Source organism: Aureivirga marina, assembly GCF_015767265.1.
GTDB lineage: Bacteria > Bacteroidota > Bacteroidia > Flavobacteriales > Flavobacteriaceae > Aureivirga > Aureivirga marina.
Genome location: NZ_JADPIB010000010.1, coordinates 1 through 12,580 on the forward strand (window position 1 = coordinate 1; position 12,580 = coordinate 12,580).

Genomic DNA, 12,580 nt, shown 5'->3' on the forward strand with positions numbered 1-12,580 from the left:
TTTTTGATCGTTTTTAGAGAAGGTTTGGTTTTCAAATATTTATAGAAAAACTTTTTTTGTTTTTTTATGTAATGGATGATTTTTCTTGAGGATTTGTAGTTTTTGGTGTGTTTGATTTCTTTTATACTATAATATATATAAGGTAGGTTTGGCTTCGGCTACGCTCAACTACCGTTTTTTGTTTACTTATATTATGTAGTGAGTGATTTTTGTAAATGTTAGCTTCGGCTACGCTCAGCTACCTTTAGATTTATACATTGAAACTAAGCATCAATTATAATTCACTTCTAATAAATATTTAAGTTTAATAGAAAAAACACTGATTAACTTTTGTAAATAAATATCTTGAAAACCTATTTAATATATTATTCTTCAATTTTAAAATCAATTGCGTGTCTACTTTGCCAACCTGTTTTATCTGTTAAGCGAACTTCAAAATGATAATCGCCTATATCTATATCATCAGGAATTGAAATCTCTATAGTTGGTTCCAATTCCTTTACATTTCCTTCAATAGTGAAATTTTGCATATAAATAAAAGGTTTCACAGGTATTTTAATTGGGTCCATATCACATTGTACTTCATAATTATCATGTGTATGGTGATCAAAATTATGGTGAATATCTATAGCATATGAACCTAAGATATCATTATCAGAAAACTTTGCGTGAAAATTTAAAGATGTTCCTCTTTTGATTTTTGAACAAGGTTTAGGAAATGAAGAGTTAAAATTAAAATCAATTGTAGGATTTGTTTTATCTACATTATCTTCATCTTTTGAACAGGCCGTTAGAAATATTATTAATACAAAAAATATTGTTGCAAATTTTATATTTTTCATCTTTAGATTACTTTTTATTATTAAAAAAATTGAAATGATTAAAGAAGCTTTCTTCAATAAAAATATTTAAAGAAAGCTCTTTAAGTTTTAAAAGAATGATTTTTTATTTTTTAATGATTATGCCCATCATGTTCATCTTCATGATTATGACCTTCTACATGCTCTAAAATTTTTAATTCTGCTTCTTCTTCAGCTTGATTTCCTGATAAATCTTTTACAACTAAATGAAAATGATAATCTCCAGGAACAGCATCTTCAGGAATTAAAATATGCTCATGAAATTCTGTATTAATTGCATTTACATATTTCCCTGTAAAATCTTGTTCTAATTCCCAAGTTCCTCCATTTTCACTGTGTAATTCAACAATAATCATCGCAACCTTATCAGAGGCATAAACTTTAGCAGCAATATGTAAATCTCCTCCAGCTTCAACTTCCACTACTTCTTCTGCATGATCATGACCTTCATGACTTTCTTCTTCGTTATGATGTCCAGAACCTCCAAGTTCTAATTCTGTAATTTCAATTTTAGCTGCTGCTGTAGCATCATCATCATTGCTACAAGATGCCAAAGAAAATAATGTAAATACGATAGCTGAGATATAAGTTAGTTGTTTCATTTTAAATATGTTTTTTAATTTTTTTAATAGAAAGTTATTAGTTAATGTTTTGTTTGATGTTTTTTATTTAAATAAAAAATAACTTAAAGGAGGCGCTCTAGAATTAAAAATTGAGGATTCCTTTAAAATGTATTTTAATTCAAATTCAATTGGTATATATTTATTGAAAACAAATCCTATGAATTCTTTAGATTCTCCTTTAAATTGACTAAAAAGTTTTAAATCGTAGAAGCAATACAAACATTTTTCAAGAAGATTATTATCATTCCAATAATCCGTATTCTGTTCTTGATTTGATAATTCATTTTTAGTATTTGAAACATGAAACAATGAAGTATGACCAATCCTTAGCACTAAACCAAGCATTAGTATAATCATATAGATTGATTTTCTATTTATATGTCTCCAAATTGTTTTCAATATCTTAAGTTTAGAAAGGAATTCGAATTTCTAATGAAAAGTTTCTACCAGGTTCTGGTACTTCAATAATTCTATAAAAACTAGTGTGGTTAAAATATTTAGTGTCTAGAATATTATTTACTCTGAAGTATAAATCCGCAAACCTTTTATCATTTCTAAACAAAGAAGTCGAAAAAGTAAAATTCCCAACAGTATATCCATCAGTAGGACTTTCAGGTGGAACAATTTCATTTTGTTTATTCGTAAAACGCCAATCAAGTTCAAACTTTGTATTTTTAAAACTTTTATAATTCTTTAAAGAATAAGTAGCTCCAATTGTTCCAGAAAGTGGCGGAGAAAATGGTAATGTAAATCCTTTTTTATCTCCACTTAATTGTCTACCATAAATATATTCTCCAGATAGATTTAAGGAAAGTTTTTCAGATAGTAGAAAGGAAGAAGTAATTTCTCCTCCAAAACGAAAAACCTCAGCTTCTTGAAATTTATAAATTTGCAAAGCTTCGTAATAATCTGAAGTTGGATTTAAGTAAATATAATTTGGAAAATAGTTAACAAAAGGACTTACTGAAACATTAAATTTTGGTTTGAAATAAGAATATTCTAAATCTATTTGATAAGATTCTTCTGCTTTTAAGTTTGCATTCCCTAATTCATATCTGTACATATGATAATTTACACCATCGGATGTCAATTCATTTGCCAATGGCATACGGAAACTTTTTCCAAGATTGAATTTAAACATATGCGTATCCAAATCGTACACTCCTCCGAAAGAAGCGCTAAAATCACCAAATTCAAAATCTTTCGCGGTAGCTCTAATTAAATATTCTTCAGTGATTATTCCATTTTCATTTACAGGAGATAAAAACCAATCTTGGTATTGTTCTGTTTTTAAAGTTCCATAATCATATCGTAAACCTGTGTGTAAATATAATTTAGGAGAAATTTCAATTTTATCATACACAAAAGCACCAACAGAAAATCGATGATACGCTGGAATAATATATCCCCAACCACCAATAGAATTATCTTGAAATTCAGATTTCACTCCAAATTTAAACGTGTGTTTATTTTTTGTGTATAAATCAATAAAAACATTCAAAGAATAGGTGTTTTTATTAAATTCTCTTTCTAAACTACTCGTAGGTTTTGGCATATAACCATGTTCTGATGGTTCAGAAAGTTCTTGTCTTGCATTATTTTGAAATCCAGCATTAATTCTTAGAGTAAAATTTTCTTTATGAATTTCTGTTTCATTTGTAATTTTAAAATGATTTAATTTATGCTTAGGTAAATCAATATCTCTACTACTTTTATCATAATCTATTTGAGAAACACGAATTTCTAAACCATGAGCATTTGCGAAAAATCCATTTTCCTCATTCACATTACTTATGATTGTACGATTTAAAAAATCTTCTTTTGTATAACCAATCGTTCCTGAAATATTTAAAACTCTACCAGCAGTATTTCTTAATTGATTATTATGTAAATCGAAAACATAACCATTATATAAAATTTTATCTGTTGGCACTTTATAATCTCCATAGCTACTTGCTGTAATTGTATTTTTAAAGAACCAATTCTCTTTTCTTCCATTTAAAAAAGTAGAAACTCCAAGTAAATCATTATTTGTTCTACCTAATAAACTCACATTTCCTCCAAAAGAATTCTTTTTAGGAATAGAAACTTCTTTAATATTTATAACACCTCCAATAGCGTCCGATCCAACTAATAAAGACAATGGACCTTTATAAACTTCAATATGTTCTACAGCATTTTGATCAATCTCCAAACCATGATCTGCTCCCCATTGCTGTGCTTCATGTTTGATTCCATTTTGAACTACAACTACCCTATTAAATCCAAATCCTCTAATTGTAGGTTTTGCTTGACCAGAACCGATACTTATAGTGCTTACTCCAGCAACATGTTCTAAAGATTTTGCTAAACTTGTTTCCTTATGTTGTTGTAAAACATCTTGATTGATAACTGTTGTAGATAAAGCTGATTTTTTCTGAAAAGCTTTTCTTTTATTTCCAGTGATTTCAACTTTTTCAAGTTCTTCAATGGAATGTTCTAATTCGAAAACTTTTTGAATATTTTGTTGATTAATTGTTATTTCATTTGTCAATGGTTTACATTCAAAATGAAAAACTGTAACTGTATAAGTTCCTGGACAAAGATTTTTAAATATAAATTCTCCTTGTGGATTGGTAGAAACTGTTTTATTAATTTCTTTAATATAAACGGAAGCTTCTAATAAAATGGAAGAATCTTCTGCATTAATCACCTTTCCAGAAAAGGTTTGATGACAGTTTTGACTAAAGCTTAAAATATTGCTTAAGCATAGCAAAACGAATAGATAAGTTCGCATGTACTCGTCTTTAATAGTAAATAATTGGGTGAAAATAAATTTGATTCTGTTTTTGTAGAATTAAAGCAATTATGAAAAGTAAAATTCTTAATTATAAACAACAGAATATTAAGGATAAATCGTATTCGTATGAAGATTTAATAAAAAACATTAGACACAATGCTTCCTATCAAAAAGAAAATAACAAATTGATTTATAAATTAAGATAATACGGGAGGGGCTCTGAGTTGGCCTGAATCTATTTTGTAAGAAAAATATACAAAATCAAAAAGAATTTGAGGCTTTGTATTAAAATTTTGAGGAGGAATTTCCTCTAAAGAAGCAATATTAGAACTTTCTAAATATTCCGATTGTGAAATATTTAAATGACAAATAAAACAAGATTCTATTTCTAGTTCACTTGCATATTTTTTGAATTGTGTTCCTTGAAAATTATCGCTTATGGATTCTTCAATATTTGTAGAATTATGATGGTGATTATGAAAAGAAGAAATTAAAATAGGAAATACAATCAACATTGTAAGAAACAATGCGACGATTGAATTAATTCTATTTTTATTTACTGTATTCTTCATTTTTAAATCTTAATTAATTGCTAAAATCAACTAATTATTCAGTCGGCTAATTTAGATAAATTTTAAATAAAAACACAAAGCTTTTCGATTTTAAATTTCCTGAAAATTGTAAAATATTTAATTTGAATCATTTAGTTAGATTTTTCTAAAACTTTTTTGTTAAGAAAATAAAAGGTTTTGAAAAACAAATTTGCGTTAGGGATTGAAGTGAAAAGCTTTTGGTTTTGCAAAAAATAGAATTCTAGGAAACGGAGGCGACAAGAAGAAGCCCACGGATGACGTAGAAATTCTTTTTTACAAAATCAAAACTTGCAACGAAAAGCCCGACCCGAAGTTATAACGAAGGGAAACGCCCAAAAAGAATAATAATTAAAAGTAGGATTACACTTTGTTTTGGTTTCTAAAAAATTTAATTTCACAAAAAGAAAACAATTGACAGATGGGACTAAATGTAAGTTATATACAAACTTCGATTTTTTGGGAAGATAAGGAGAAGAATTTGGAATTATATTCTGAAAAAATTGATTCGATTGGTAAAAAAACAGATGTAATTATTTTACCAGAAATGTTTACAACAGGTTTTTCGATGGATCCAGATTATTTTGCAGAAGAAATGAATGGAAATTCAGTTTCTTGGATGCGAGAGCAAGCTGCAAAAAAAGATGCTTTAATCATTGGAAGTTTAATTATTAAAGAAGAATTTAAATATTACAATCGATTATTAGCAGTTTTTCCAAATGGAGATATTTTGCATTATGATAAAAGACATTTGTTTACATTGGCTGGGGAACATAGAGTTTATAGTGATGGAAAAAAGCGATTGGTTTTTGATTTTAGAGGATGGAAAATTTGTCCGTTGATTTGTTATGATTTGAGATTTCCTGTTTGGAGTAGAAATACAGAAAATTTTGATTTATTAATATTTGTGGCGAATTGGCCAGAAAGAAGACGATTTGCTTGGAATCAACTTTTGATTGCAAGAGCGATTGAAAATATGTGTTATACGATTGGTGTAAATAGAATTGGATATGATGGAAATAAAGTGAATCATTCTGGTGATTCTGTCGTATTGGATTATTTCGGTCATTCGATGACAGAAAATAACTCGAATAAAGAAGAAGTTCGAACGATTACTTTATTAAAAGATCCGATGAAAAAAGCTAGGAATAAACTGCAATTTTTGAATGATCAAGATAATTTTACTGTTTAAAAAATGAAATCAGAAAAAGAAATTTTAAAAGCTATTTTAGATAAAGTTATAAATCCGAAGAGAGAATATCGAAATCAGGCAGCGGAAGAAATTATGAGTCAGCCAAAATTATTTTCGAGTTTAATTTCGTTGGTTTATGAAAATCATAAAAAATATAGTAAAAAGGCAGCTTGGTCATTAGAATGGATTAGTAAGGAGCGATTGGATTTTGTTTATGAAAATATCGATCTATTTTTAGAAAAGATTCAAGAGCCAAAAGAAGATTCGATTGTTCGACCTTTGGCAAAGGTTTGTGAACTTTTAGCATTTGATTATTATAAGAAAAAAGGAAAAACAGAATTAAAAGAAGAACAAATTGAAAAAATTGTAGAGGCTTGTTTTGATTGGTTGATTTCAGATCGAAAAGTTGCTGTAGAAGCCTATTCTATGCAGACTTTATTTATTTTTAGAAAAAAAGCAGATTGGATTGAAGAAGAATTGGTGAATATTTTAGAAAAAAATATGCCAACTGGTTCCGCAGGATATAAAGCAAGAGGACGAAGAATTTTAGAACAAATTGAAATAGAGAAAGAGTTGCAATAGTGTGACTCTTTTTATTTTATATATTTTTTAAGGAAGTTTTTTAAAAAATTATAAATTTTGAAAAGATTTTCAATACTTTATCTATTTAATTAAATTTAAAATTATAATCTTCCTAAATTATTTTTTTCATGGTCTTTTACGCTTTGGCATTTCTTTTGTTAAAGGAAGGTTAATTTGTATAAAACTTATATATTTACAAACCATTTAAATTAACAATAATCATGAGAAAAACAATTACTCGTATTTCAATACTTTCATTAGTTATAGCATCATTTGCATCTTGTAAATCTACTCCAACAGCAGTAAATCAACCAGGAGAAGTAGAAATTATCGTACACTGTTCAGGACCAGAATATTACTCAACAAATCAAATGATTAGAGGAAATTCAATTGGAGAAAGTTCAGACATGACACTTTCAAAAAAGAAGTCTAGAAACAATACTTTACAAGAGTTATCTTCTAAAATTTCGACTACAGTAAAAGCTGTAATTGATAATTATGAAAAATCAGTTGAAACTGCTTCAGGAGAAGATATTGAAAAAAGATATGAAGCTTTAACAAGAGAAGTTATCAATCAACAAATTAGCGGTTATAGAACAATTTGTGAGAAAGTAACGAAAACAAAAGAAGGTAGATATAAGACGTATTTAGCTTATGAAATTTCTGTTGATAATTTAATCAATCCATTAGTTAAGAAATTAAATAGTGATGATAAAATCAAAGTGGATTATGATTATGAGAAATTCAAGCAAACTTTTGAAGAAGAATTAAAGAAAACAGAAAGAAACTAATTTCATACTATTTTCTAAACAAAATTTACAAGTGAGGTTGCTAATTTAGCATCCTCATTTTGTATAAAAGAATTTCTATTAAATAAAAAACTTCTTTACTTTTAGCCAAAAATTACTTTTATAATGAATCAAAAATACTTTTTTAAAACTTCCTCAATTCTTATCATTTTTATTTCCTTTTTTTTACTAACGGGATGTGCAGCAAAACGCTATCGAAAACAAGCAATGGAATTAGAAAAAGCTGGATTAGTTGAAGATGCTGCTGAACTTTATAGAAAATCGCTTACAAAACAACCAGATAATATTGAAGCTAAATTAGGTTTAAGAAAAAACGGTCAAATTGTTTTAGATAGAAAAACCGATGTTTTTTTGAAAGCTTATAATACTGGAACAAACAGAGAAGCAGTTTATACTTTTAAAGAAGTTGAAGATTATTATGATGCAGTTAAATCGGTTGGAATTACTTTAGATTTTCCAACGGAAAACAATGCATATTATGAAGAAAAGAAAGAATTGTATTTAAATGAGTTATATGTAGAAGGAAAAAATTTATTTGATAAAGATAATTTTAAACATGCAGAATTAAAATTTAGTGAAATTGTAAAAATTGATGCAAATTTTAGAGATAGTAAAATTCAAGTAAATAAAGCGAAAGCAGAACCGATTTATAGAGGAGGAATTGAAGCTTTAAATAATGAATTACCAAGAAAAGCATATTATCGTTTTACTTCGGTAGAAGGTTATATTTCAGATTATAAAGATGTTGCACAATTAAAAAGTGAAGCTTTAGAAAAAGCTACTATTAATATTGTCGTGATTCCTTTTAAAAGTGAAGGAAGAAATTCTTATAAGAATATTTCAAAATTAGAAGCAATTGTAAAAAATGATTTAAAATCGATTAATTCCCCATTTTATAAAATAATTGATGGAAGTTCCATCGCTTATAATGATCATAAAAAATTAGAAAAAGCTAGAAAATTAGGTGGTCATGCTATTTTTTCAGGAATAATTTCTAAGAATACTTATAGAACAGGACAATTATATCGAAATTCTAAAAAAGGATATTTAAAGAAAAAATATAAGCATAAGAAAAAAGACGGAACTACAGAAACGATTACAAAATATGAAAAGATTGAATATTATGAATATTCAATGACAAATCAGGCTTCTTTGGAAGTTCGTTATCAATTAATTGCTACAAAAAATAATGAAATCTGGGTTTCAGATGAAATTTCTATTTCTGCCCAAGATGCAATTCGTTATGCAAAAAGTGATCATAATTATAAAAATATTGTAAAAGGTTATTGGAAACATTCGAAGAAAAAATCAGAATCTGATAAAGTTTATGATAATTATGATAGCAATCGAGAGATTAAAAATTTATTTACTTCTTCAAGAGAAATTACGGCTGCAACAAGTTTATTAAAAAATTTAATGGAAAATGCAGGAGAAGAAATTAAGCAAAAAATAGAATCTTTTAATCCAGAAAAATAATCTTATGAAATTCAAAAACTACTTTCTATTTTTTATTAGTATTTCCTTATTTATTTCTTGTGGTTCTCCAAAAGAAGTTGAAACACCACTTCCTACTTGGATACAACAAAAACCAATTGATGAAGCTTATTTTTATGGAATTGGAAAAAGTAACAAATTTGGAGATGCGACGCGATATATTGCAAAAGCAAGAAGAGAAGCTTTGAATGATTTGGCTCAAGAAGTTTCTGTAAATATTTCTTCTAAAAGTGTTTTGTATAAATTTGAAAATGAAGCTGGAATTTCAGAATATTATCAAGATCGAATTAAGACAAGTTCACAGGAATATTTAGAAGGTTTTACGCCGATTGATTCTCATGAGAATCAAACTTCTTATTGGACGCTTTATAAAATTAAAAAAACAACTTATTATAAAATTAAAGAAGAAAGAAAAAGAAAATCACTTTCAGATGCTTATAATTTATATTTAGAAGGAAAAAATGAGGAGAAAAGTAACGCTTATATCAAAGCTTTAAAAAATTATATTCTAGCTTTTGAAGGAATAAAATATTATTTAGGAGACGATACAACTTTTGATTTAGAAGGAAATGAGTTTGATATTTCAAAGGAAATTATGTTGGCAATTCAAGAATGTTTGAATAACATGAAATTGCATATTGTTCATTCAAACGTACAAAGAAATCGAGGAGATCAAATTGAATTAAATACGCATTATTTTACTTTAAAAAATAAAGCAGGAAAAATTTTAAAAGAATATCCAATTATATTGAATTCAAAAGCTTTAGAGGTTTATGATTTTGCTTTTCAAACAAATGAAAAAGGAAGTTCTACTTATGAAGTGATATTAAATTCTACAAATTCTTCTGAAAAATTAGAGATTGCTTTAAACTGGAAAAATATAGTAAATTCTACAACAAAAGATTTATTAATTCGAAAGATTTTAAGTTCGATTAAATATCCAAAAGAAACTATTAATTTTAAGATTGTGCAACCTTCAATCAGTTTAAAATCTAAATATTCTTCTTCTTTAAATAAAAAAATCGAAGAAAGTATAGTAGCTTATTTTGGAAAGAAAAAAATTAAAGAATCTTCTAATTCAAAGAATTTATATCGTATTAATTATTCTGTAAAAGAAAAGAAATCTAGAGAAAATATCGTTTTTGAAATAGTGTATTCTGTAAAACAAAAAAGCAAAATTATTTTAGAAAAAACTTTCCGAAAGGATTTTGACAATAATATGTATGGGACTTATAGTTCGGAAGAATTATGGAAAAAAGTAAAAAATGAATTTGAACGAAAGCATTTAAATTCTATTTATAAAAAAATCACACAGCAATAAAAAAAGACCACTTTAAAGTGGTCTTTTTAGTTTTATATTTTTCTTACTTATGATAAAGTAGAAGCGTATTCTAATAAGTCAACGATTTTTGTTGCATATCCATATTCATTATCATACCAAGAGATAATTTTGAAGAAATTTGGATTTAATTCCAATCCAGCTCCAGCATCAACTACAGAAGTTCTTGGCTCAGACAAGAAGTCTTGACTAACAACTTCATCTTCTGTATAACCTAAAATTCCTTTCATTTCATTTTCAGAAGCGTCTTTCATCACTTGCATGATTTCTGCATAAGTTGTAGGTTTTTCAAGACGAACAGAAAAATCAACTACAGAAACATCTGGAGAAGGAATACGGAAAGCCATTCCTGTCATTTTTCCTTCCAATTCTGGAATAACTTTCGTAACTGCTTTTGTAGCTCCTGTTGTTGTAGGAATAATATTATTTAAAGCAGAACGTCCTCTTCTTCTATTTCCAAGTGGAGCATCTACTGTATTTTGAGAAGCAGTTGCAGCGTGCACTGTTGTCATAAATCCTTCGATGATTCCAAAATGATCATGTAATAATTTAGCAACTGGCGCTAAACAATTTGTAGTACAAGATGCATTTGAGAAAATAGTTGTATCTGCTTTTAATTCTTTATGGTTAACTCCCATTACGAACATAGGAGCATCTTTAGAAGGAGCAGAAATAATTACTTTTTTTGCTCCAGCTTTTATATGTGCATTTGCTTTTTCTGTTTTTGTAAATAAACCTGTTGCTTCAATTACAAAATCAACATCAAGCTCTCCCCAATTAATATCTTCAGGATTTCTTTCGGCTGTTACACGTATTTTATTTCCATTTACGATTAATGCTCCATCAACTACATCCACAGTTCCATCAAAACGACCATGAACAGAATCGTATTTTAATAAATACGCCAAATAATCTACATCTAATAAATCATTAATAGCTACTACTGTTACATTTTCTCTTTTCACTATTGATCTGAAAGCTAATCTACCGATTCTTCCAAATCCGTTAATCCCGATTTTAATCATTTGTTGTTTAATTTATATTAGTATCATTTTACAATGACATTATTTCACTAACCTTTAATAATTCTTTATTAATATTTGTATGTTCTTTTATTGCTTTTTCAAGATTTGTTGTTTGAACGATATTATTGATTAAACCAACCATTAAGTTTGTTTTACCATCCAAAGCAACTTCCACAGCTCGCATTCCAAGGCGACTTGCTAATACTCTATCAAAACAAGTAGGTGAACCACCTCTTTGCATATGTCCTAAAACAGAAACTCTCACATCATATTCTGGTAAGTTTTCTTCCACATAATCTGCTAATTCAAAAACATTTTTACCAGTTTTATCTCCTTCAGCAACAATTACAATACTAGAAGATTTTCCACTTCTTTTACTTCTTTGAAGTGATTCCAACATTCTATCTAAACCTAAATCTTCTTCAGGAATCAAAATTTCCTCTGCTCCTGCTCCAATTCCAGCATTTAAAGCGATATGACCTGCATCACGTCCCATCACTTCTACAAAAAATAAGCGATTATGAGAACTTGCAGTATCACGAATTTTATCCACAGCTTCAACAACTGTATTTAATGCTGTATCATAACCAATTGTGAAATCTGTTCCGTATATATCATTATCAATAGTTCCAGGAATTCCGATACATGGATATCCAAATTCTTTATTGAAAATCATACCTCCAGTAAAAGTTCCATCACCTCCAATTAAAATAAGCGCATCAATTTTTGCATTTTTTAATTCTTGGTAAGCTTTTTCTCTTCCTTCTTTTGTCTTAAATTCTTCTGAGCGAGCAGATTTTAAAATCGTTCCTCCTTTATTTATGATATTATTTACAGTTCTTGGCCCAAGTAATACATAATCTCCTTCGATTAATCCTTGGTAACCTCTATAAATTCCATAACATTCAATTCTATAATGTGAACAAGCACGAACAACTGCACGAATTGCTGCGTTCATTCCTGGTGAATCTCCACCTGATGTTAAGACTCCAATTCTTTTAATTTTTTTTCCCATATTTTATTAATACAATACTTGAAATTTCTATTATTGAAAATCAATTTAACCAAACGAATTCTTTTTAAAAAAGAGGATTTTAGAGGAAGTAAGAACTAAAATAAATATCATTTTTTAGATACAATAAAAATACAAATCTTTCCGCTTTTTTCACATGATTTTTCTCATAAGAATCACATCAAAAACCATTTTTAAATTGTCTTTCAAAAAAACATAATTAAAATATAATTATATTAAAAAAATAGATATTTCGTCAATAATTTAGAATAAAA

12 protein-coding genes are annotated in these 12,580 nt (G+C 27.7%); 5 read left to right on the forward strand and 7 right to left on the reverse strand.

Annotation, left to right across the window (positions count from 1 at the left end; translation table 11 throughout):
- Window positions 1-365: 365 nt before the first annotated feature.
- The 5 genes from I1A51_RS16530 to I1A51_RS16550 form a co-directional block, all read right to left on the reverse strand.
- On the reverse strand, window positions 366-842 hold the full coding sequence (locus I1A51_RS16530) for a DUF4625 domain-containing protein (RefSeq protein WP_196895937.1): 477 nt from the start codon (window positions 840-842) through the stop codon (window positions 366-368).
- Between the two features lie 110 nt (window positions 843-952).
- Window positions 953-1,462 (reverse strand): DUF4625 domain-containing protein, encoded by a 510-nt coding sequence (locus I1A51_RS16535; protein ID WP_196895939.1) that lies wholly within the window; start codon window positions 1,460-1,462, stop codon window positions 953-955.
- Window positions 1,463-1,525: 63 nt separating this feature from the next.
- Complete coding sequence (locus tag I1A51_RS16540; protein ID WP_196895940.1) at window positions 1,526-1,840, reverse strand: hypothetical protein; 315 nt, start codon at window positions 1,838-1,840, stop codon at window positions 1,526-1,528.
- Window positions 1,841-1,892: 52 nt separating this feature from the next.
- The gene (locus tag I1A51_RS16545; protein ID WP_196895942.1) at window positions 1,893-4,259 is read right to left on the reverse strand and encodes a TonB-dependent receptor; all 2,367 of its coding nucleotides are present in this window, start codon (window positions 4,257-4,259) and stop codon (window positions 1,893-1,895) included.
- Window positions 4,260-4,459: 200 nt separating this feature from the next.
- Window positions 4,460-4,834 carry a hypothetical protein gene (locus I1A51_RS16550; RefSeq protein WP_196895943.1) on the reverse strand — a complete coding sequence of 125 codons (375 nt, stop codon included), beginning with the start codon at window positions 4,832-4,834 and terminating at the stop codon, window positions 4,460-4,462.
- A 439-nt stretch (window positions 4,835-5,273) separates the two neighbouring features.
- Between I1A51_RS16550 and I1A51_RS16555 the strand changes: the two genes are divergently transcribed.
- From I1A51_RS16555 to I1A51_RS16575, 5 genes are all read left to right on the forward strand, one after another.
- A complete protein-coding gene (locus I1A51_RS16555) occupies window positions 5,274-6,044 on the forward strand; it encodes an amidohydrolase (RefSeq protein WP_196895944.1) in 771 nt (256 codons plus the stop codon).
- A gap of 3 nt (window positions 6,045-6,047) precedes the next feature.
- Window positions 6,048-6,626 carry an adenylosuccinate lyase gene (locus tag I1A51_RS16560; RefSeq protein ID WP_196895945.1) on the forward strand — a complete coding sequence of 193 codons (579 nt, stop codon included), beginning with the start codon at window positions 6,048-6,050 and terminating at the stop codon, window positions 6,624-6,626.
- Window positions 6,627-6,847: 221 nt separating this feature from the next.
- Window positions 6,848-7,417 (forward strand): hypothetical protein, encoded by a 570-nt coding sequence (locus tag I1A51_RS16565; protein ID WP_196895946.1) that lies wholly within the window; start codon window positions 6,848-6,850, stop codon window positions 7,415-7,417.
- Window positions 7,418-7,540: 123 nt separating this feature from the next.
- Window positions 7,541-8,911 carry a hypothetical protein gene (locus I1A51_RS16570; RefSeq protein ID WP_196895947.1) on the forward strand — a complete coding sequence of 457 codons (1,371 nt, stop codon included), beginning with the start codon at window positions 7,541-7,543 and terminating at the stop codon, window positions 8,909-8,911.
- Between the two features lie 4 nt (window positions 8,912-8,915).
- On the forward strand, window positions 8,916-10,250 hold the full coding sequence (locus I1A51_RS16575; RefSeq protein WP_196895948.1) for an LPP20 family lipoprotein: 1,335 nt from the start codon (window positions 8,916-8,918) through the stop codon (window positions 10,248-10,250).
- Between the two features lie 47 nt (window positions 10,251-10,297).
- On the opposite strand, the gene gap is transcribed toward I1A51_RS16575, so the two are convergent.
- Window positions 10,298-11,293, reverse strand: coding sequence for a type I glyceraldehyde-3-phosphate dehydrogenase (gene gap / locus I1A51_RS16580; RefSeq protein WP_196895955.1), 996 nt, complete (start codon window positions 11,291-11,293; stop codon window positions 10,298-10,300).
- A gap of 28 nt (window positions 11,294-11,321) precedes the next feature.
- On the reverse strand, window positions 11,322-12,308 hold the full coding sequence (gene pfkA, locus I1A51_RS16585; RefSeq protein ID WP_196895956.1) for a 6-phosphofructokinase: 987 nt from the start codon (window positions 12,306-12,308) through the stop codon (window positions 11,322-11,324).
- Window positions 12,309-12,580: the final 272 nt, after the last annotated feature.

Coding starts and splice junctions, on each gene's coding strand:
- I1A51_RS16570 (WP_196895947.1), top strand. CDS start 7,541: ATGAATCAAAAATACTTTTTTAAAACTTCCTCAATTCTTATCATTTTT.
- gap (WP_196895955.1), bottom strand. CDS start 11,293: ATGATTAAAATCGGGATTAACGGATTTGGAAGAATCGGTAGATTAGCT.
- pfkA (WP_196895956.1), bottom strand. CDS start 12,308: ATGGGAAAAAAAATTAAAAGAATTGGAGTCTTAACATCAGGTGGAGAT.
- I1A51_RS16535 (WP_196895939.1), bottom strand. CDS start 1,462: ATGAAACAACTAACTTATATCTCAGCTATCGTATTTACATTATTTTCT.
- I1A51_RS16555 (WP_196895944.1), top strand. CDS start 5,274: ATGGGACTAAATGTAAGTTATATACAAACTTCGATTTTTTGGGAAGAT.
- I1A51_RS16575 (WP_196895948.1), top strand. CDS start 8,916: ATGAAATTCAAAAACTACTTTCTATTTTTTATTAGTATTTCCTTATTT.
- I1A51_RS16530 (WP_196895937.1), bottom strand. CDS start 842: ATGAAAAATATAAAATTTGCAACAATATTTTTTGTATTAATAATATTT.
- I1A51_RS16560 (WP_196895945.1), top strand. CDS start 6,048: ATGAAATCAGAAAAAGAAATTTTAAAAGCTATTTTAGATAAAGTTATA.
- I1A51_RS16565 (WP_196895946.1), top strand. CDS start 6,848: ATGAGAAAAACAATTACTCGTATTTCAATACTTTCATTAGTTATAGCA.
- I1A51_RS16545 (WP_196895942.1), bottom strand. CDS start 4,259: ATGCGAACTTATCTATTCGTTTTGCTATGCTTAAGCAATATTTTAAGC.
- I1A51_RS16550 (WP_196895943.1), bottom strand. CDS start 4,834: ATGAAGAATACAGTAAATAAAAATAGAATTAATTCAATCGTCGCATTG.
- I1A51_RS16540 (WP_196895940.1), bottom strand. CDS start 1,840: ATGATTATACTAATGCTTGGTTTAGTGCTAAGGATTGGTCATACTTCA.